This window comes from Mycobacterium sp. 852002-51163_SCH5372311 (assembly GCF_001667115.1).
Taxonomy (GTDB): Bacteria; Actinomycetota; Actinomycetes; order Mycobacteriales; family Mycobacteriaceae; genus Mycobacterium.
The window spans coordinates 1-20,333 of sequence record NZ_LZIJ01000100.1; the positions used below are offsets into that span (position 1 = coordinate 1).

A 20,333-nucleotide genomic window follows, 5' to 3' on the forward strand; every position below is an offset into this window, starting at 1 on the left:
GCAGGCCCTCACCGGTCAGCGTGGTACGCCCGGCGGTGGCCCCGAGCACGAAGCCGCGCGCCATCTGGTCGGACGCCGCCCAGAAACCGTCGCCGGTGCGCTGGAAGCCGAACATCGAATAGAAGATGTAGATCGGGATCATCGGCTCGTTTTGCGTGGCGTCCGACCAGATGGCGCGCGGCTTCGTGCTCGGGGCCACCGCCGGGCGTACCACGCTGACCGGTGAGGGCCTGCAACACGCCGACGGCCACTCACTGCTGATTGCCGCGACCAACCCGGTGGTGGTGTCCTACGACCCGGCGTTCGCCTACGAGATCGCCTACATCATCGAAAGCGGGCTCTCGCGGATGTACGGCGAGAACCCGGAGAACGTGTACTTCTACATCACCATCTACAACGAGCCCTACGTGCAGCCGCCGGAGCCGGAGAACTTCGACCCCGAAGGCGTGCTGCGCGGCATCTATCGCTACCAGGCAGCCAAGGAGCGGCGCGCAAGCACGGCGCAGCTGCTGGCGTCCGGGGTGTCGATGCCGGCGGCGCTGAAGGCAGCTGAGATGCTGGCCGCCGAGTGGGATGTCGCCGCGGACGTCTGGTCGGTGACCAGTTGGGGCGAACTGAACCGCGACGGCGTCGCCATCGAGCGGGCGAAGCTGCGGCACCCCGACCAGCAGCCCGGCGTGCCGTACGTGACTCAGGTTTTATCCGAGGCACAAGCCTCGGGTGCGGCCGGGCCCGTCGTCGCCGTCTCGGACTGGATGCGCGCCGTTCCCGAGCAGATACGGCCGTGGGTGCCGGCCACCTACGTCACGCTCGGCACCGACGGTTTCGGCTTTTCCGACACTCGGCCCGCTGCCCGCCGCTACTTCAACACCGACGCAGAATCGCAGGTGGTCGCGGTGCTGGAGGCGCTGGCGCGCGACGGGGAGATCGACCCGTCGGTGCCGGTCGCGGCCGCCCGTCAGTACCGGATCGACGACGTGCTGGCCGCGCCGGCGCAGACTTCCGATCCGGGGCCGGGCGCCTAGCTTCTGCGCCGAGCAGACGCACAATCGCACAAAAGCACGCCGTTTTGTGCGATTGTGCGTCTGCTCGCGCCGGGTAAGTTGGCGGAAAGTGCCAGAAAAATAGCGTAGGTTTTAGGGGTGAGCGACAACCAAATCGTCCGCCCGAAATCGCCGCTCGAACTCCTGGACACCGTTCCCGACTCGCTGCTGCGGCGGTTGAAGCAGTATTCGGGCCGGTTGGCCACCGAGGCGGTCTCGGCCATGCAGGAGCGGCTGCCGTTCTTCGCCGAGCTGGAAGCGTCCCAGCGCGCCAGCGTGGCGCTGGTGGTGCAGACGGCCGTCGTCAACTTCGTCGAGTGGATGCAGAACCCGCACAGCAACGTCAGCTACACCGCCCAGGCATTCGAGCTGGTTCCCCAGGACCTGACCCGGCGGATCGCCTTGCGCCACAGCGTGGAGATGGTCCGCGTCACCATGGAGTTCTTCGAAGAGGTGGTGCCGATGCTGGCCCGCTCCGAAGAGCAGTTGACAGCGCTGACCGTGGGCATCTTGAAGTACAGCCGCGACCTGGCGTTCACCGCAGCCACGGCGTACGCCGACGCGGCCGAGGCACGCGGCACCTGGGACAGCCGGATGGAGGCCAGCGTGGTCGACGCGGTGGTACGCGGTGACACCGGCCCCGAGCTGCTGTCGCGCGCCGCCGCGTTGAACTGGGACACCACCTCCCCGGCGACGGTGGTAGTGGGAACGCCTGCACCCAGCCGCGGCGCACCCAACGCCGAACTCGACAGCGAGCGCGCCAGCCAGGATGTCCGCGACATCGCCGCCCGCCACGGCCGGGCCGCACTCACCGACGTACACGGCACCTGGCTGGTGGCGATCGTCTCGGGCCACCTCTCACCGACCGAGAAGTTTCTGGGCGACCTGTTGGAGGCGTTCTCGGACGGTCCCGTGGTCATCGGACCTACAGCGCCCATGCTGACCGCGGCCTACCACAGCGCCAGCGAGGCCATTTCCGGGATGAACGCCGTCGCCGGCTGGAGTGGCGCGCCGAGGCCGGTGCTGGCCAGGGAACTGCTGCCGGAACGGGCCCTGATGGGCGACGCGTCGGCGATCGTGGCGCTGCATACCGACGTGATGCGGCCCCTGGCGGACGCCGGACCGACACTCACCGAAACCCTTAACGCTTATTTAGATTGTGGCGGCGCGATTGAGGCCTGCGCGCGCAAGTTGTTCGTTCATCCAAACACCGTGCGGTACCGGCTGAAGCGGATCACCGACTTCACGGGCCGCGATCCCACCCAGCCGCGGGACGCATACGTGCTGCGAGTGGCCGCGACGGTAGGCCAGCTGAACTATCCCGTACCTCAGCCCAGCGCCGGGAACAACGCCCTGACTCAGGTTCCCGCGCCGGTCAGAGGCACTGTTGTCGGCGTGTCGAACGAATAGTGACTTAGACGACAGATCGCGGGACGATATCAAACGGGTAGCTTAAGGAGCTGTTTTGTAGGGAGTACACAAAAACCTAAGATAAGGTTCATAATCTGTTACACCCGCTAAAACCGTTTCCACAGTGTTCTCTTAGACACGTGATTGCGTTTCTTGCTCCCGGACAGGGGTCCCAGACTGAGGGGATGCTGTCGCCGTGGCTGGAACTGCCTGGCGCAGCAGACCAGATAGCGTCGTGGTCCAACGCCAGTGGCCTGGACCTCGAGCGCCTGGGTACCACCGCGTCGATGGAGGAGATCACCGACACCGCGGTCGCCCAGCCCCTGATCGTTGCGGCCACCCTGCTGGCTCACCAGGAGCTGACCCGGCGTGGCCTGCTGGCCGACAAAGAAATTGTTGTCGCCGGCCACTCCGTCGGGGAGATCGCCGCCTACGCGATCGCCGGAGTAATGGCCGCCGATGACGCCGTCGCGCTGGCTGCCAGCCGAGGTGCCGAGATGGCAAAGGCCTGCGCAATCGAGCCGACCGGCATGTCCGCGGTGCTCGGCGGTGACGAGGCCGACGTGCTGGGCCGCCTCGAGCAGCTCGACCTGGTGCCCGCCAACCGCAACGCTGCCGGTCAGATCGTCGCGGCCGGCGCGCTGACCGCGCTGGAGAAGCTTGCCGAAGACCCGCCGGCCAAGGCCCGGGTGCGCGCACTGGGCGTGGCCGGTGCGTTCCACACGAACTTCATGGCTCCCGCGCTCGACGGCTTTGCCGCCGCGGCGGCCGGCATCGCGACCGCCGAGCCCACCGCAACGCTGCTGTCCAACCACGACGGCAACCCGGTAGCCTCGGCCGCAGCCGCGATGGACACACTCGTCGCTCAGCTCACCAAGCCGGTGCGCTGGGACCTGTGCACCGCGACGCTGCGCGAGCGCAATATCACGGTGATCGTCGAGTTCCCGCCCGCGGGAACCCTCAGCGGTATCGCCAAACGAGAACTTCGGGGAGTGCCGGCCCGTGCCGTCAAATCACCCGCAGACCTGGACGAGCTGGCCAACCTCTAACGCCGGCTTGGCCTCGGCAAGACCAGTACAAAGCAAGTCAATTTCATTTGCACACAACATATTACGAAGGGAAACAAGAACGTGGCCGTAACTCAGGAAGAAATCATCGCCGGTATTGCCGAGATCATCGAAGAGGTGACCGGTATCGAGCCGTCCGAGATCACCCCGGAGAAGTCGTTCGTCGACGACCTGGACATCGACTCGCTGTCGATGGTCGAGATCGCGGTGCAGACCGAGGACAAGTACGGCGTGAAGATCCCCGACGAGGACCTTGCTGGTCTGCGTACCGTCGGTGACGTCGTCGCCTACATCCAGAAGCTCGAGGAAGAGAACCCCGAGGCCGCCGAGGCGCTGCGGGCCAAGCTCGAGACCGAGAACCCCGACGCCGTTGCCAACGTCAAGGCGAGGCTGGAAGCGGAAAGCAAGTGACCAAGCCTTCCACTGCTAATGGCGGTTACCCCAGCGTTGTGGTGACCGCCGTCACAGCGACGACGTCGATCTCGCCGGACATCGAGAGCACGTGGAAGGGTCTGTTGGCCGGCGAGAGCGGCATCCACGTACTGGAGGACGAGTTCGTCACCAAATGGGACCTGCCCGTCAAGATCGGTGGCCACCTCAAGGAGCCGGTCGACAACCACATGGGCCGGCTGGACATGCGACGCATGTCGTACGTCCAGCGGATGAGCAAGCTGCTCAGCGGCCAGTTGTGGGAGTCGGCGGGCAGCCCCGAGGTCGATCCGGACCGGTTCACCGTCGTGGTGGGCACCGGTCTGGGCGGCGCCGAGCGGATCGTGGAGAGCTACGACCTGATGAACGAGGGCGGGCCCCGCAAGGTGTCCCCGCTCGCCGTTCAGATGATCATGCCCAACGGCGCCGCGGCGACCGTCGGGCTGCAGCTAGGGGCCCGGGCCGGGGTGATCACCCCGGTGTCGGCCTGTTCGTCGGGCTCGGAGGCGATCGCCCACGCATGGCGTCAGATCGTCATGGGTGACGCGGACATCGCCGTCTGCGGCGGTGTTGAAGGGCCCATCGAGGCGCTGCCCATCGCGGCGTTCTCCATGATGCGGGCCATGTCGACCCGCAACGACGAGCCCGAGCGGGCGTCACGCCCGTTCGACAAAGACCGCGACGGCTTCGTGTTCGGCGAGGCCGGTGCGCTCATGCTCATCGAGACCGAGGAGCACGCCAAGGCCCGCGGCGCCACGCCGTTGGCCCGGCTGATGGGCGCCGGTATCACCTCGGACGCCTTCCACATGGTGGCGCCCGCGGCAGACGGTGTCCGGGCCGGTAGGGCCATGACGCGTTCGATGGAGTTGGCGGGCCTGTCCCCCAAGGACATCGACCACGTCAACGCTCACGGAACGGCCACTCCGATCGGTGATTCCGCCGAGGCCAACGCGATCCGGGTCGCCGGTTGCGAACACGCCGCGGTGTATGCGCCGAAATCGGCGCTCGGCCACTCGATCGGCGCGGTCGGCGCGCTCGAATCTGTACTCACGGTGTTGACCCTTCGGGACGGCGTCATTCCACCGACTCTGAACTACGAAACACCCGATCCCGAGATCGATCTGGATGTTGTCGCGGGCGAACCGCGCTACGGCGAATACCGCTACGCGATCAACAACTCCTTCGGGTTCGGCGGCCACAACGTGGCGCTCGCATTCGGGCGCTACTAGGGCCGGACAGGCACGGCGTCCGGCGACGATACGGGCTGCAAGCGGCCCGAGGAGGAGCCGGACAACACGGAAGGAAACGGTCGCAAGGCCTATGACCAAATCGCCCAAGTTGACTACGGGAAACGGCTTTCCCGACGTAGTCGTCACCGGCATCGCCATGACGACCGCGTTGGCAACCGACGCGGAGAACACATGGAAGCAGTTGCTCGACGGACAAAGCGGGATCCGCACACTTGAGGACCCGTTCGTCGAGGAGTTCGACCTCCCGGTCCGAATCGGCGGGCACCTGCTCGAGGAATTCGACAGCACCCTGACGCGCATCGAGCTGCGTCGGTTGTCGTATCTGCAGCGGATGTCCACCGTGCTGGGCCGGCGGGTCTGGGAGAACGCCGGGTCACCCGAGGTCGACACCACCCGACTGATGGTGTGTATCGGCACCGGAATGGGGTCCACCGAGGAGCTCATCTGGGGTTACGACGAGCTGCGCGCGCGCGGCACCAAGGCTTTCAACCCGTTGGGTGTGCAGAAGTACATGCCCAACGGCGCAGCCGCGGCCGTCGGGCTGGAGCGCCATGCCAAGGCCGGGGTGAGCGCCCCGGTATCGGCGTGTGCGTCCGGTGCCGAAGGCATCGCCCAGGCCTGGCGGCACATCGTCCTCGGCGAGGCCGACATGGCGATCTGCGGTGGTGTGGAGACGAAGATCGAAGCGGTGCCGATCGCGGCGTTCGCGGCCATGCGCATCGTGCTGTCGACCAACAACGAAGACCCGGCGGGCGCCTGTCGCCCGTTCGACAAGGACCGCACCGGCTTCGTGTTCGGTGAGGCCGGCGCGCTGATGGTGATCGAAACCGAGGAGCACGCCAAGGCTCGCGGGGCCAACATCCTGGGCCGCGTCATGGGGGCCAGCATCACCTCGGACGGCTTCCACATGGTGGCTCCGGACCCCAACGGCGAGCGCGCCGGGCATGCCATCAAGCGGGCGGTCGAGCTCGCCGGGCTGACCCCCAGCGACATCGACCACGTCAATGCGCACGCCACCGGCACGCAGGTCGGTGACCTTGCCGAGGGCAAGGCCATCAACAACGCCCTCGGCAGCCACAAGCCGGCGGTGTACGCTCCCAAATCTGCTCTCGGCCACTCGGTGGGTGCGGTCGGTGCAGTGGAGTCGATCCTGACGGTGCTCGCGTTGCGGGACCAGGTGGTCCCCCCGACACTGAATCTGGTGAATCTCGATCCCGAGATCGACCTGGATGTGGTGGCGGGCAAGCCGCGGCCGGGTGATTACCGGTATGCGGTCAACAACTCGTTCGGATTCGGCGGGCACAACGTGGCGATCGCTTTCGGACGCTATTAGACGGCGCCTTTAGAAAAAGCCAAGGACCATCCGCTAAACCTGAGCACCACCCGGAACTAGGAGACCTGCGATGACAATCATGGCCCCCGAGGCGGTTGGCGAGTCGCTCGACCCCCGCGATCCGTTGTTGCGTCTGAGCAATTTCTTCGACGACGGCAGCGTGCAGCTACTGCACGAGCGTGACCGCTCCGGCGTGCTCTCCGCGGCCGGCACCGTGAACGGCGTTCGCACCATCGCGTTCTGCACGGACGGGACCGTGATGGGCGGCGCCATGGGTGTCGAGGGCTGTGCGCACATCGTCAACGCCTACGACACCGCCATCGAGGAGCAGAGCCCGATCGTGGGCATCTGGCACTCCGGTGGGGCCCGGCTCGCCGAAGGCGTGCGGGCGCTGCACGCGGTCGGGCAGGTTTTCGAGGCCATGATCCGCGCGTCGGGCTACGTCCCGCAGATCTCGGTGGTCGTCGGCTTCGCCGCCGGCGGCGCCGCCTACGGGCCGGCGCTGACCGACGTCGTCATCATGGCGCCGGAAAGCCGGGTGTTCGTCACCGGGCCGGACGTGGTGCGCAGCGTCACCGGCGAGGACGTCGACATGGCGTCGCTGGGTGGTCCGGAGACTCACCACAAGAAGTCCGGGGTGTGCCACATCGTGGCCGACGACGAGCTCGACGCTTACGAGCGCGGTCGTCGTCTGGTTGGATTGTTCTGCCAGCAAGGGCATTTCGATCGCGGCAAGGCCGAAGCCGGTGACACCGACATCCACGCCCTGCTGCCCGAGTCGGCTCGGCGTGCCTACGACGTGCGTCCCATCGTGACCGCGATCCTGGACGAGGAAACGCCTTTCGACGAATTCCAGGCCAACTGGGCGCCGTCGATGGTCGTGGGGCTGGGCCGGCTGTCCGGCCGTACGGTCGGCGTGCTGGCGAACAACCCGCTGCGCCTGGGCGGCTGCCTGAACTCCGAAAGTGCCGAGAAGGCAGCACGTTTCGTGCGGCTCTGCGACGCCTTCGGTATTCCACTGGTGGTGGTTGTCGACGTGCCGGGCTACCTGCCGGGTGTCGACCAGGAGTGGGGCGGCGTGGTGCGCCGCGGCGCCAAACTGCTGCACGCGTTCGGCGAGTGCACCGTTCCGCGCGTCACGCTGGTCACCCGAAAGACCTACGGCGGGGCCTACATTGCGATGAACTCCCGCTCGTTGAACGCCACCAAGGTGTTCGCGTGGCCGGACGCCGAGGTTGCGGTGATGGGCGCCAAGGCGGCGGTCGGCATCCTGCACAAGAAGAAGCTCGCTGCCACACCGGAAGGTGAGCGTGAGGCGCTGCACGACGAGCTGGCCGCCGAGCACGAGCGGATCGCCGGCGGGGTGGACAGCGCCATCGACATCGGTGTGGTGGACGAGAAGATCGACCCCGCGCACACCCGCAGCAAGCTCACCGAAGCGCTGGCTCAGGCCCCGGCTCGCCGCGGCCGCCACAAGAACATCCCGCTTTAATAGCGCGAGCTGGGCCCACGCGCGCCAGCTGGGGAACGCAAAAGCACCCGCACGCACGGCGTGTCGGGTGCTTTTGCGTCTGCTCACCCACGGCACAGAATCGTCGAAAGTGCTTGGTAGAGCTGGCTTTCTGGATCCGAGGGCAATTGTTCGGCCCGCCAGCCGACGAAATCGTCCGGGCGGATCAACAGCGCACCTTCGGGCGCGAGTCCAGTGACTTGTGCCCATTCGTCGCTCTGGATGCAATGCGCTGTGATCGGAACGCCGAGGCCAGACGACACCGAGGATGCGGCCGCACGCCAGTGATCGTCGCCGGTGAAGACGGTGAACCCGGTACCGAGCAGGTCTAGCGTCGACACCCGCTCGCCGCGATGCTGCACCCACACATGCGGCACCCGGGTGCCGGGCTGTCCGCGTAACTCACCCACCAGCGCTCCGGCGTCCGGCTCACCGTCGACAATTGCGGCCGACCGGTATCGGTAGCCGATCAGCAGCGCAAACATCGGCGCTTCCTCGTCCGCGGGCAGCCCCGGCCCCTGGTCTTTGAGCCGCAGAAATGCCAACGCCGGCCCGATCAGGGACTGACGCGCATTGAAGCGCCCAACCGGGTGTCGCTCGGCATGGTAGGTCGCCAGTAATCCAGGATCGGCGTTGCCTTGCAGGACCGTTGCCAGCTTCCAGGCCAGGTTGTGCGCGCTCTGGATGGCCGTGTTGGCGCCGCCACCCTTGAACGGGGGCATGGTGTGCGCCGAGTCGCCGACGAGAAAGATTCGGCCGCTTCGGAATTGGTCGGCCACCCGTTCGTACGGCTGCCACGGCGCCACATCGATGATTTCCACCTCGATCGGCTCCCCAACAGCTTTGACGAGCAGCTCGCGGCAATGCTGCGGCGTGAACTGAGCGGCGGTCTCACCATTGTCGGGAAAGTAGGTGGTGATGAACATGCCCAAGTCGTCGCGCACCGGCAGAAATATCCCGTTCACATCCGCGTTGTCGACTTGCACGGCGTCGCCGTCGTCGAGCTGAGGGACGAACTTTCGCCACGGCGCCCGGAAATAAATGAAGACGACATATATCGGCAGAGCCCCGTAGCCCGAAATCGTCACACCGAGTGCGTCACGGATCGGACTGTGCACGCCATCGGCGGCCACAAGGAAATCGGCGCGCACGGCTTCCGAGACACCCGAATCCCGGTCGCGCAAAACGGCATTCACAGCCGCGTCGTCCTGCTCGAACGAGCACAACTCCGTGTGGTAGCGCGCCTCGTTGCCGGACCTGCGGACGTGGCCGAGCAGGATCGGTTCCAACGCGCTCTGTGGGCAATACTGTCCGGCCGGCTCGGGACTAAGTCCTTCGAAGGGCGAGAAAATCGCATCGGCGTCGAACGCCTGCTTCTGTTCGGTGCTGGCCAGCGTCGGCTTGCTCACCATGTCCGAAACTCCGTCCGCGATCGCGTGGACCTCGTCGGCGAGGCCCAGGCCGCGCAGGATCTCCAGGCTGCGGAAACTCAGGTTGCGTGCTTTCGGGTAGATGAACACCTCCCGGCGCTTCTCCACCAATAGCGAGCGGACACCATGTTTGGCCAGCAGGGCCGACATGGTCAGGCCACCGGCGCCGGCACCGACGATGAGCACCGGTACGTGTTGGACCTTCACCGCCATCTCCCTCCTAGACGGAACGGTATAGTTCCGCTTGGACCCATGCTGGCACTCCGAACTGGAACACGCAAACTGTTACGGCGCCGACGCGCCGGCAAGCGGCAACAGCACGTCTTCGAGCACGCGGCGGACATAAACCCGGTCGATCGGTCGACCGGTCAGCACCCGCAGCACATTGAGGCCCAAGGCGACGTCCGGTATGAGACTCAGATCGCGGCCGGACGGGATTTCCCCGCGGGCCACCGCCTGGTCGAGCACCCCACGCACCACGTGGCGCGGCCTGGAAAGGACGAGATCGTCCAGTGCGGCCGCCAGGACGGGATTGTGCATCGCGGCCGTCGCCACTCCCACGATCACCTGAATCATGCTGTAAGCAGTGTCATCTATGTCCGGTACCGCCGCGACCAGCGCGTCGATGTCGCCGCGGAGACTCCCGGTGTTGGGCAGTTCGACGGGTCCCAGCTGCCGTCGCCAGTGGGCGATGGCATCGGCCACCACCACCGCCTTCGAGGGCCAACGACGATAGATTGCGGCCTTGCCGACGCCGGCGCGCGACGCGATGTCGTCCATGCTCAGCCGGTCATACCCCAATTCGGCAACACCCCTCAGCGCCGCATCGAGGATGGCTCCGTCCAGGGACCGGTCCAGGCGCCGCGGACTTCGTGCGCGCGCTGCGCGATCACTTCCAGCACTCTCATCGGCCATCGCGGTGACCTCACCCTGTCGAAACGATACGGTTCCGTCCAAACATACTCCGTATCCGGCCGCTCGTGCCGAGCAGACGCAAAAGCTCCCGAAACCCCGCCCATTTCGGCTTCTTTGCGCTGACCTTGGCCTGAGTGGGCGCACGTCGTTGTCGCGCGCTATGGCCTGTGCCCGGTGGCGCCGGACGTGGGGGGCGCTCCAAGAATCCTCCAAGGCGGCCGCTGGATTCTCATCGATATCGTTGCGGCCAAGGGGGCGACGCAGCAGAGTAGAGAAATAGTGAATCTGATCACGTCAGGTCGGGCGATCGCGGAATCCGCGCTCGCGCTGTCGCCGTGGGTTCCGGCGCCGAAGCCTCGGTCGGCGGCGGACGTCGATGCGACGTGGATAACGGCGGTATTCGGTCAGCGCGTACCGGGGGCGGTCGCGCTTCGCGTCAAGACCGTGGAGGGCACGTCCGGGCTGACAGACCGGCGACTTCTGGCCATCGAGTGGAACGCCGCCGGCCAGGACGCCGGTCTGCCCACCGGCGTGTTCGTCAAGGCGACGCCGTTGTCAGCGAAAAACCGTGCGATGGTGGCCGCCCTCGACATGGCGATGAACGAAGTCGGGTTCTACAAGGCGATCCGGCCAGGACTCGGGGACGACGTCGCGCCGCAGGTGTACGCGTGCCACGCGGGCCATGGTGGCCGTTACCTGCTCCTGTTGGAGGACCTCGTCGGCGCCGGCGCAACCTTTCTCGAGAGCCCTCACGACCTCGACCTGCCCTACGCGGAGGGCGTCGTGCGCGCCCTGGGCCACCTGCACGCGGCGTTCTGGGACAGCCCGCGTCTGAAAAACGACCTCTCCTGGATCGCGTCGGAGAGGCAGCGGCCTGGATTTGCCGTCATGCTTTGGCAGTTCCGCCGCATGCGCAAGAAACTACTCGCTTCCGCCGAGTACGAACTGCCACCGTCGGTGCGACGCATGGCCGAATTCGTCAACCGCAACGATCATGCGCTGCACGCTAAGTGGAAGGTCGGTCCGCAGACAGTGCTGCACGGCGACGGGCACGCCGGCAACACCTACGGCCTTCCGGACGGGCGAAGCGGGCTTCTCGATTGGCAGCTGATCCAGCGTGGACCCGGCATTCGTGAGATCAGCTACTTCTTCACGCATTCGCTGCCGATCGAGCTGCGCAGACAGCATCAGGAAGACCTGATCAGGCTTTACCTGTCGACCCTGCAGGAATACGGCTTGACCGACCCGCCGACGTTCGACGAGGCGTGGCAGGCGTACCGATTCTTCGTCTTCGACGCGTGGGATTTTATCGGCCTCTGCGCCGTGTGGCCCGGGCTCCAGCCCCCCGAATACGTCGAGGAAGGATTTCGTCGAGCGAACGCCACGGTCGCCGATCTGGAGGTCGACAAGGCGGTGATGGCCGCGCTGTCGTGACCCGGGACGTAACTGTGAACTTGGATCGGCTGAGTCCACGAGACTGGATGTTGGGCAAGGCTTTTGAGCCGGTGCGGCAAGGAGGGCAACCATGTTGAAGGCGGAGATCATCCCCGCAATCTTGGCCCTGCTCGGCGCGCTGTCAGCCGCGATCGGGATTGTGATCCGACAGCGGTCTGCACATTCGGTCACCGAGGGCGAAGTCGGCCACCTGACGCTGTTCAGCATGCTGGTGCGAAACCGCCGCTGGTGGCTAGGCGGTATCGGGGACATTGCCAGCAACATCTTCATTGCTGTAGCCCTATACCGTGGCTCGGTCATGCTGGTCACCTGCCTGCAGGTGACAGTGTTGCTGTTCGCCCTACCCATCTATGCGAAGGTGAGCGGTCATCGCATCACCCGCTCGGAGTGGGTCTGGGCGGTAGTGCTGGCCGCGGCGTTGGCGCTGCTCATCGTGGTCGGGGATCCGACGGCCGGCGAGCCCCGGGGCGCGGTCAGCGACTGGCTCATTGTGGCCCCCGTGATGGGTGCGGCGTTGGTGCTGTGCGTGTTGGGGGCCCGGGTTTTGAAAGGCCGTCCGGCCTCGGCGGTGCTGCTGGCGGCGGTGAACGGGGCCTCGATAGCGTTGTTCGCCGTCCTGACCAAGACCATTGTCCACGTGCTGCATCACGGCGACCACCAGTTGCTCGATAAGTGGGAGTTCTACGTCTGGATCCTCGCCGCGGTGTCCGGGATAATCTTCCAGCAGTCAGCGTTCCGCGCCGGCTCGCTGACCGCCTCTCTCCCGACGATGATCGTCGCAAGGCCGGTGGTGGCCGTGATACTCGGCGTCACAGTGCTCAAGGAGACGCTGCAACTAAAAGGCCGTCCGGAGTGGACCTTGCTGATAGCGCTGACGGTGCTGGTGATCGTCGCCACGGTGATGCTGGCTCGCGGTGAGGCCGCCACCATAGAGGAAGACGAAGAACGCGACTTGCATCGCGTTACAGCCAGCGACGAACCGAACAAGGTGCCATCGGAACGCTTGGGCGACGGACGCTTACCCGGCAGCGCTCCTACTGGGTGACGGGACGGCGCTGGGCCTTTTGCGTCTGCTCACGACACGGAACTCAGGAACTCCTCCGCCACCGCGACCACCCGCTCGCGGTCACGTGGCACCAAACCGATGCGCGTGCGCCGGTCGAGGATGTCGTCGACATCCAGTGCGCCCTCGTGGGTCACCGCGTATTCGAACTCCGCACGGGTGACATCGATGCCCTCCGCGACGGGATCGGTCGGCCGCGCGCAACTAGCTGTGATGATGACGTTTGACGCCTCGGCGCCGTAGCGGTCTACGAGGGAAGCCGGCAAACCGCCTCCCGGGCCGGCCGCAGGTCCGGGGTTTGCGGGCGCTCCGATTAGCGGCAGGTTGCGGGTCCGGCACTCCGCGGCATGCAAGTGCCGCAAGCGGATGGCATGGTCGAGGACATCCTCTGCCATGTAACGGTATTCGGTCAGCTTGCCGCCGATCACGCTGATCACACCGGATGGCGACTCGACCACCGCGTGATCACGAGAAACATCGGCGGTGCGACCTTCGCCGGCGTCGATCAGCGGCCGCAGACCGGCATAGGAACCGATGACGTCGCTCGTACCCAGCCTGGTTCCCAATGCGGTGTTCACCGTGTCCAGCAGAAACGTGATCTCTTCTGAAGATGGCTGCGGCACATCGGGAATCGGCCCCGGTGCGTCCTCGTCCGTCAGCCCGAGATACACCCGGCCCAACTGCTCGGGCATGGCGAACACGAAGCGGTTCAGCTCCCCCGGAATCGGAATCGTCAGCGCCGCAGTCGGGTTCCCCAGAGCTTCAGCGTCGAACACGAGATGCGTTCCGCGGCTGGGGCGCAACTTCAGCGAGGAATCGATGTCGCCCGCCCACACTCCCGCAGCGTTGATGACCGCACCGGCCGACACATCGAAGGACTGACCGGTGCGGCGGTCGGTCAGTCGCACTGAATTACCGGTGGCCTCCGACGCAACCACATACGTGAGGATGCGTGCGCCGTGCTGTGCCGCGGTGCGTGCCACCGCGGTGACCAAGCGGGCGTCGTCGATCAACTGCCCGTCGTAGGCAAGCAATCCGCCGGCAAGCCCGTCGCGCCGCACGGTGGGTGCCATCTCCACGACGCGCCGCGCCGGAATCCAACGCGAACGCGGCAGCGTAGCGGACGGCGTGCCGGCCATCGTGCGCAATACGTCGCCGGCCAGAAACCCGGCGCGCACCAACGCACGCTTGGCGTGATTCATCGACGGCAGCAACGGCACCAGCTGCGGCATGGCCCGAACGAGGTGGGGGGCGTTGCGGGTCATCAGGATTCCGCGTTCTATGGCGCTGCGCCGGGCGATTCCGATGTTGCCGCTGGCCAAATAGCGCAGACCACCGTGGACCAGCTTGGAACTCCAGCGGCTGGTGCCGAACGCCAGATCGTGCTTTTCCACCAGCGCCACCCGAAGGCCTCGCGACGCGGCATCCAAAGCGATTCCGGCGCCGGTGATCCCCCCGCCGATCACGACGATGTCCAGCGGCTCGCCATCGGCGAGAGCGCCGAGTTCCGCGCTGCGGCGCGCGGCATTCAAAGCGGTCGAATCGGTCATCAGGACAGGTATCCGTTCAGTGAGTAGGCGAGTTCGGTGGCCAGGGCTTCGGCGTCCAGGACGGGACTGACGATGTCCGCGGATTGAATGGTCGACTGGGCGATCAACAGCACCATCGTCGCCAGCTGCCGGGGGTCCCCGGCGCGGACGCTGCCGTTGTGTTGTGCGACCTCCAAGCGGGCTGCCAACCCCTCGATCAAGAATTGTTGGCTGGTTCCGAGGCGCTCGGTGATGTACACCCGGGCCAGCTGCGAGTGCATGACCTTCTTGATCAGTTCGTCGCCGCGCAGCCGGTCGGCCACCGCGACGGTCTGTTTGACCAGCGCCTCCCGGTCGTCCCCGTCGAGCGGAACCTCGCGCACGACCTCGAGTAGATGACCGGTCAGCAGCGCCGACATGATCGACGGCGTGTCCGGCCAGCGGCGATATACCGTCGGGCGGCTCACACCCGCGCGCCGGGCGATCTCGGCCAGCGTCACCCGGTCGACGCCGAAGTCGAGAACACAACTCGCCGCTGCCGCAAGAATGCGGTCTCCGATGTCCTCGGCCGCATTACTGATTGACAACATATGTAATACTGTAACGCATGACGCACCTCGAGGAACTCCTTCCACCGATGAAATGGAACGCGTGGGGAGATCCCGCCGCCGCCAAGCCACTCTCCGACGGCATCAAGGCTCTGCTGAAGCAGGTTGTGGGCCTTGAGGATTCGGGTGAGGCCGAACTGGAACCCGACCAGGTGAAGCTGCGGCCGTCGGCCTTGTCGCAAGCCGATCAAGACGCACTGGCCAAGATCGTCGGCGCCGAGTACTTCCGCGTCGCGGACCGCGATCGGCTACTCCACGCCGGCGGCAAGTCCACGCCCGACATGCTGCGCCGCAAGGACCGCGGCATCCAGGACGCGCCCGACGCGGTGTTGCTACCCGGCGGCGAAGACGGCGAAGACACCGTCGCCGCGATTCTGCGCTATTGCTGTGACCACGGCATAGCCGTCGTCCCGTTCGGCGGCGGCACCAGCGTCACCGGTGGGCTCGATCCCGCTCGAGGTCGGTTCAGCGCGGTGATCTCACTGGACTTGCGCCGCTTCAACGAGCTACATGCGCTCGACGAAGTGTCCGGCATCGCCGAACTGGGCGCCGGCGTCACCGGTCCGGACGCCGAACGCCTCCTGGGCGAACATGGTTTCTCGCTCGGACACTTCCCGCAGAGCTTCGAATACGCCACCATCGGCGGTTTCGCCGCGACCCGGTCGTCGGGTCAGGACTCCGCGGGTTACGGCCGTTTCAACGACATGATCATCGGCCTCCGCATGATCACTCCGGTGGGTGTGCTCGATGTGGGCCGGGTAGCGGCCTCGGCGGCGGGCCCGGACCTGCGCCAATTGGCGATCGGCTCGGAAGGGGTCTTCGGTGTCATCACCAAGGTGCGGTTGCGGGTGCACCGGGTGCCGGAGACCACCCGCTATGAGGCGTGGTCGTTTCCGGACTTCGCGACCGGGGCCGCGGCACTGCGCGCCGTCACCCAGATCGGTACCGGACCCACCGTCGTGCGGCTTTCCGACGAGGCCGAGACCGGAGTCAATCTCGCGACCACCGAGGCGATCGGCGAGAACCAGATCACCGGCGGCTGTTTGGGATTGACATTGTTCGAGGGCACCAAGGAGCACGCCGAAAGCCGACATGCCGAGACGCGCGCGCTGCTGGAGTCCTTGGGCGGCAAATCGCTGGGCGAAGGCCCGGCGCAGGCCTGGGAACGTGGCCGGTTTGCCGCGCCCTACCTGCGCGACTCGCTGCTGGCGGCGGGCGCGCTCTGCGAGACGCTGGAAACCGCTACCGATTGGTCCAACCTGCCGGCGCTGAAGGCCGCTGTCACGGAAGCGCTTACGTCGTCGCTTGCCGAATCGGGGACGCCGGCGCTGGTGATGTGCCACATCTCGCACGTCTACCCGACCGGTGCGTCGCTGTACTTCACTCTGCTTGCCGGACAACGGGGCAATCCCGTCGAGCAGTGGATGGCCGCCAAGAAGGCCGCGTCCGACGCGATCATGGCAAACGGCGGAACCATCACCCATCACCATGCGGTCGGCGCCGACCACCGCGCCTGGATGCGTGACGAGGTGGGCGATCTGGGCGTGCAGCTGCTGGCTGCGGTCAAGGCCACATTCGATCCGGCCGGAATTCTCAACCCCGGCAAGCTGATTCCGTGAAGCCGGACATCCCTGGCGGCCATCTGAACCGGCGCGAGATCAGCAAGGTGACCGCGCTGACAAATCCCCTGTCGGGGCACGGCGCCGCGGTGGCGGCCTCGCAACTGGCGATCGCCCGCCTTCAGCACCGGGGTGTGGAAGTCATCGAGATCGTCGGCGAAAATGCCGAAGATGCGCGGTATCTCGTCGCCGCGGCGGTCGAAAAGGGAACCGACGCTGTGGTCGTCACCGGCGGCGACGGCGTCATCTCCAACGCGCTGCAAGTGCTGGCCGGCACAGATGTGCCGCTGGGAATCATCCCCGCGGGCACCGGTAACGACCACGCCCGCGAATTCGGCATTCCCACAAAGGATCTCGAGGCCGCCGCGGACGTCGTCGTCGACGGCTGGACGAAAACCGTTGACCTAGGCCGGGTTCGGTCCGACCATAACCGCAAAAAGTGCGACAAATGGTTCGGCACCGTGGCGGCCACCGGGTTCGATTCCCTGGTCACCGACCGAGCCAACCGGATGACCTGGCCACATGGGCGACTGCGCTACTACGTCGCGATGTTCGCCGAGCTGTCGCAGCTGCGACTGCTGCCGTTCCGGTTGGTGCTCGACGGAGCACAGGAGATCGAGGCCGATCTCACGCTGACCGCCTTCGGCAACACTCGAAGCTATGGCGGGGGGATGCTGATCTGCCCCAACGCCGACCCCTCCGACGGCCTGCTCGACATCACCATGGTGGCGTCCGCGTCGCGGACGAAGCTGGTCCGCTTCTTTCCCACCGCGATCAAAGGCACCCATGTCGAGCTGGACGAGGTGACGACCGCTCGGGCCAAGACCGTCGAGGTCGAATGCCCCGGGATCAACGTGTACGCCGACGGTGACTTTGTCTGCCCGTTACCCGCGGAGATCTCCGCGGTGCCGGCTGCACTGCACATTCTGCGTCCGCATCGCGGCTAGCGGGTGACCACCGCCGCAGGCCCCATCAGCCTCAGCATTCCCACCAGTCACTGGAAGCGCGGGTATGTCCGCGCACGATTTTGCTAGCGCGGGCGATAGCGATTTCCGGAAGCGAAGGTGCCGCTACTTAGGTGCTGAAGTGACCTGTGTGACTAGGACCCTTTAGCCGACTCCGCGGCTCAGCCACGTCACCTCGCCGGCGTCGCCGCCGTCGCGATAGACCTCCAGCGCCTCGTCCCACGCCGTTCCCAACACGGAGTCGAGCTCGGCGGCAAGTGTGTCGGCACCCTGCGCCATCAGCGCCCGCAGCCGCATCTCCCCGACCATGATGTCGCCGTTGGCGCTCATCGACCCGCTCCACAGACCAAGCTGCGGAGTGTGGCTGAAGCGCTGGCCGTCGACCCCCGGACTCGGGTCCTCGGTGACCTCGAACCGCAGCACCGACCAGGAGCGCAGCGCGTCGGCCAGCCGGGCGCCGGTGCCCACCGGCCCCACCCAGTTGGTGACCGCCCGCAGCTGTCCCGGCATGGCCGGCTGCGGCGTCCACACCAGGTTCGCCTTGGACTGCAGAGTCGACGACAACGCCCACTCGACATGCGGGCAAACCGCCGCGGGCGAGGCGTGTACATACACCACGCCAGTCGTCAGATCGGCGAATTGATTCGACGCACGCATCTGCTGCTCCTTCGGTTCCACGAGGGACGTCTTCCCCAACGACCTGGTGAACCCGACAAGCAGGATGCTCAAGATGTATTTGTGTCGTGCGTGTCTATTGTGCCTTGTGATACCCGTGTTGCGCTAGTGTTCAGTTCCTATCAGATGTATTGCGATAGGACCGCATCTGAAATCGCCGGCCAGATGTCCAGCGCCCATTCACCGAAATCGCGGTCGGTCAGCACCACCAGCGCCAGATCAGCCACGGGATCTGCCCAGATGAAGCCCCCTGCCTGGCCGAAATGGCCGTACGTGCGCGCCGAATTGCGCGAGCCGGTCCAATGCGGCGACTTCGCATCCCTGATCTCGAAGCCCAGCCCCCAGTCGTTGGGTCGTTGCGCGCCGTAGCCGGGCAAGACGCCGTTCAGCCCGGGAAACTGCACGCTGGTGGCCTCGGCGTGCATCTGGGCCGAAACCGTCGACGGCCGCAGCAGGTCACCGGCGAACACCGCCAGGTCACCCACCGTCGAGGTTGCCCCGAACCCCGCGGCCTCAGCGCCGCCGTCCAACCGGGTGGCCTTCATCGCGAGCGGCTCGCACACCGCCTCGGCCAGGTAACGCCCGAACTCGATTCCCGACTCTTGCTGCACCGTCTCGGCCAGCACCGTGAAGCCGGTGTTCGAATACACCCGTCGGGTACCGGGCCTGGCCAGCACCTGATCAGAAGTCATCGCCAGGCCCGAGGCGTGCGCCAGCAAATGCCGGACGGTGGAGCCCGGCGGACCGGCCGGGGTGTCCAGCTCTACGACACCCTCTTCGACGGCGACCTGCGCCGCGCGGGCCACCAGCGGTTTGGTTACCGACGCCAACGCGAAAACTCGCTCGGTGTCGCCATGTGTGGCCAGCACGCCTGTGGGTGCTATCACCGCGGCGGCAGCCGCCGGCACCGGCCACTCATCGAGCACCTCGAGGGCGGCCATCACTTCCGGGCGATGTAGTAATAATTGATCGGATCGGACTCGATCTCGGCCACTTCGACCTCGTCGAACCCGGCGTCGGCAAGCATTGATACCGCCAGCTGACGTCCCCACACCGCGCCCAGGCCCGCGCCGTCCATGGCCAGCGAGACCGTCATGCAGTGCATCATCGAGGTGGCGTACAGGTAGGTGCTCATCGGCACACCGACGTTTTCCTCGAGCCGGCTGGACGCTTTGACGTCCGCCATCAGTAGGACACCGCCAGGTCGCAGGGCACGATAGATGTTTTGCAGCACGCGCGCCGGCTGCGCTTGATCGTGGATGGCGTCGAACACCGTGATCACGTCATAAGTGGCGACCTTGTCCAACTCGGCAAGATTGTGGCTCTCGAAGCTCGCGTTCGTCAGACCCAGCTCGGCGGCTTCCGAGCGGCCGGCGGCGATCGCCTCTTCGGAGAAGTCGATGCCGGTGAATCGGCTCGTCGGGAACGCTCGGGCCATCAGGTTGATCGCATGACCGCTGCCGCATCCGAAATCGGCCACGTCAGCCCCGGCCCGCAACCGCTCGACCAAGCCGTCGACCAACGGCAGCACCACGTCGATCAGCGCCGCGTCGAAGACCACGCCGCTCATCTCGGCCATCAGCGCGTGAAAGCGGGGAAATTCGCTGTAGGGCAGACCGCCGCCCGCCCGCACGCAGCCGATGATCTTCTGTTCGACTTCGCTGAGCAACGGAATGAACGAGGCCACAACGGCAAGGTTGTTGGGCCCGGCAGCCCGGGTCAGCGCGCCGGCGCGGTGCGCGGGCAACGAATAGGTCGCGGTCTGCGCGTCGTAGTCGACGACGTGCCCGGTGGTCATGCCGCCCAGCCACTCCCGGACATAGCGCTCGTTGAGGCCCGCGGCGTCAGCGATTTCGGCGCTGGTGGACGGCGGCAGCCCGGCCATGGTGTCCAGCAGACCGGTCTGATGCCCGATGCTGAGCAGAATCGCCAGACTGGCGCTGTCCAGGGCCGCGGTCATCCGCTCGGTGAACTCCTCAACCGTCTCGGTCATGCTCACGGACGCTACACCCGTCTCGTGACGCGCCGAGCC

General features: G+C 66.2%; 17 protein-coding genes and 2 pseudogenes. 11 read left to right on the forward strand and 8 right to left on the reverse strand.

What is annotated here, in order from left to right:
* Positions 1 to 166, reverse strand: a pseudogene (locus A5791_RS26490) (hypothetical protein); the annotation flags it as partial.
* Between A5791_RS26490 and A5791_RS13165 the strand changes: the two are divergent.
* From A5791_RS13165 to A5791_RS13195, 7 genes and pseudogenes are all read left to right on the forward strand, one after another.
* Positions 159 to 1,025, forward strand: a pseudogene (locus A5791_RS13165) (pyruvate dehydrogenase (acetyl-transferring), homodimeric type); the annotation flags it as partial. The pseudogenes A5791_RS26490 and A5791_RS13165 overlap by 8 nt on opposite strands.
* A 117-nt stretch (positions 1,026 to 1,142) precedes the next feature.
* On the forward strand, positions 1,143 to 2,453 hold the full coding sequence (locus A5791_RS13170; RefSeq protein ID WP_067236932.1) for a CdaR family transcriptional regulator: 1,311 nt from the start codon (positions 1,143 to 1,145) through the stop codon (positions 2,451 to 2,453).
* 140 nt (positions 2,454 to 2,593) lie between these two features.
* Positions 2,594 to 3,502: an ACP S-malonyltransferase gene (locus A5791_RS13175; protein ID WP_067236936.1), complete on the forward strand. Its 909-nt coding sequence runs from the start codon at positions 2,594 to 2,596 to the stop codon at positions 3,500 to 3,502.
* An 81-nt stretch (positions 3,503 to 3,583) separates the two neighbouring features.
* A complete protein-coding gene (acpM, locus tag A5791_RS13180) occupies positions 3,584 to 3,931 on the forward strand; it encodes a meromycolate extension acyl carrier protein AcpM (RefSeq protein WP_067236939.1) in 348 nt (115 codons plus the stop codon).
* Positions 3,928 to 5,178 carry a 3-oxoacyl-ACP synthase KasA gene (kasA, locus tag A5791_RS13185; RefSeq protein WP_067236942.1) on the forward strand — a complete coding sequence of 417 codons (1,251 nt, stop codon included), beginning with the start codon at positions 3,928 to 3,930 and terminating at the stop codon, positions 5,176 to 5,178. The genes acpM and kasA overlap by 4 nt, the downstream gene beginning before the upstream one ends.
* Positions 5,179 to 5,269: 91 nt before the next feature.
* Entirely contained in the window at positions 5,270 to 6,532 is a 1,263-nt protein-coding gene (kasB, locus tag A5791_RS13190) for a 3-oxoacyl-ACP synthase KasB (protein ID WP_067236946.1), read from the forward strand.
* 70 nt (positions 6,533 to 6,602) lie between these two features.
* Positions 6,603 to 8,024 (forward strand): acyl-CoA carboxylase subunit beta, encoded by a 1,422-nt coding sequence (locus A5791_RS13195; RefSeq protein WP_067236949.1) that lies wholly within the window; start codon positions 6,603 to 6,605, stop codon positions 8,022 to 8,024.
* Between the two features lie 83 nt (positions 8,025 to 8,107).
* Here the strand turns inward: A5791_RS13195 and A5791_RS13200 are convergent, their stop codons facing one another.
* Both A5791_RS13200 and A5791_RS13205 read right to left on the reverse strand, forming a co-directional pair.
* Positions 8,108 to 9,685, reverse strand: coding sequence for an FAD-dependent monooxygenase (locus tag A5791_RS13200; RefSeq protein ID WP_067236951.1), 1,578 nt, complete (start codon positions 9,683 to 9,685; stop codon positions 8,108 to 8,110).
* A 72-nt stretch (positions 9,686 to 9,757) separates the two neighbouring features.
* Positions 9,758 to 10,387, reverse strand: coding sequence for a TetR/AcrR family transcriptional regulator (locus tag A5791_RS13205; protein ID WP_067236954.1), 630 nt, complete (start codon positions 10,385 to 10,387; stop codon positions 9,758 to 9,760).
* 174 nt (positions 10,388 to 10,561) lie between these two features.
* Here A5791_RS13205 and A5791_RS13210 point away from each other — a divergent pair, with 174 nt between their 5' ends.
* Together A5791_RS13210 and A5791_RS13215 are read left to right on the forward strand one after the other, a co-directional pair.
* The gene (locus tag A5791_RS13210; RefSeq protein WP_231995891.1) at positions 10,562 to 11,821 is read left to right on the forward strand and encodes an ecdysteroid 22-kinase family protein; all 1,260 of its coding nucleotides are present in this window, start codon (positions 10,562 to 10,564) and stop codon (positions 11,819 to 11,821) included.
* 91 nt (positions 11,822 to 11,912) lie between these two features.
* On the forward strand, positions 11,913 to 12,887 hold the full coding sequence (locus tag A5791_RS13215; RefSeq protein WP_067236960.1) for a DMT family transporter: 975 nt from the start codon (positions 11,913 to 11,915) through the stop codon (positions 12,885 to 12,887).
* A 29-nt stretch (positions 12,888 to 12,916) separates the two neighbouring features.
* Here A5791_RS13215 and A5791_RS13220 read toward each other — a convergent pair whose 3' ends face one another.
* Positions 12,917 to 14,455 carry a glycerol-3-phosphate dehydrogenase/oxidase gene (locus tag A5791_RS13220; protein ID WP_156661232.1) on the reverse strand — a complete coding sequence of 513 codons (1,539 nt, stop codon included), beginning with the start codon at positions 14,453 to 14,455 and terminating at the stop codon, positions 12,917 to 12,919.
* The gene (locus A5791_RS13225) at positions 14,455 to 15,024 is read right to left on the reverse strand and encodes a TetR/AcrR family transcriptional regulator (RefSeq protein ID WP_067237077.1); all 570 of its coding nucleotides are present in this window, start codon (positions 15,022 to 15,024) and stop codon (positions 14,455 to 14,457) included. The genes A5791_RS13220 and A5791_RS13225 overlap by 1 nt, the downstream gene beginning before the upstream one ends.
* A 47-nt stretch (positions 15,025 to 15,071) precedes the next feature.
* On the opposite strand from A5791_RS13225, the gene A5791_RS13230 reads away from it, so the two are divergent.
* Positions 15,072 to 16,661: an FAD-binding oxidoreductase gene (locus A5791_RS13230; protein WP_067237080.1), complete on the forward strand. Its 1,590-nt coding sequence runs from the start codon at positions 15,072 to 15,074 to the stop codon at positions 16,659 to 16,661.
* Positions 16,662 to 16,669: 8 nt separating this feature from the next.
* Positions 16,670 to 17,608 carry a diacylglycerol kinase gene (locus A5791_RS13235; protein WP_067237085.1) on the forward strand — a complete coding sequence of 313 codons (939 nt, stop codon included), beginning with the start codon at positions 16,670 to 16,672 and terminating at the stop codon, positions 17,606 to 17,608.
* A gap of 162 nt (positions 17,609 to 17,770) precedes the next feature.
* Here A5791_RS13235 and A5791_RS13240 read toward each other — a convergent pair whose 3' ends face one another.
* From A5791_RS13240 to A5791_RS13250, 3 genes are all read right to left on the reverse strand, one after another.
* Complete coding sequence (locus tag A5791_RS13240) at positions 17,771 to 18,283, reverse strand: DUF3145 domain-containing protein (protein ID WP_067237088.1); 513 nt, start codon at positions 18,281 to 18,283, stop codon at positions 17,771 to 17,773.
* A 140-nt stretch (positions 18,284 to 18,423) separates the two neighbouring features.
* Positions 18,424 to 19,242: a serine hydrolase gene (locus A5791_RS13245; protein WP_067236964.1), complete on the reverse strand. Its 819-nt coding sequence runs from the start codon at positions 19,240 to 19,242 to the stop codon at positions 18,424 to 18,426.
* Positions 19,242 to 20,294 (reverse strand): class I SAM-dependent methyltransferase, encoded by a 1,053-nt coding sequence (locus A5791_RS13250; RefSeq protein ID WP_156661233.1) that lies wholly within the window; start codon positions 20,292 to 20,294, stop codon positions 19,242 to 19,244. Before A5791_RS13250 ends, A5791_RS13245 begins: the two co-directional genes overlap by 1 nt.
* Positions 20,295 to 20,333: the final 39 nt, after the last annotated feature.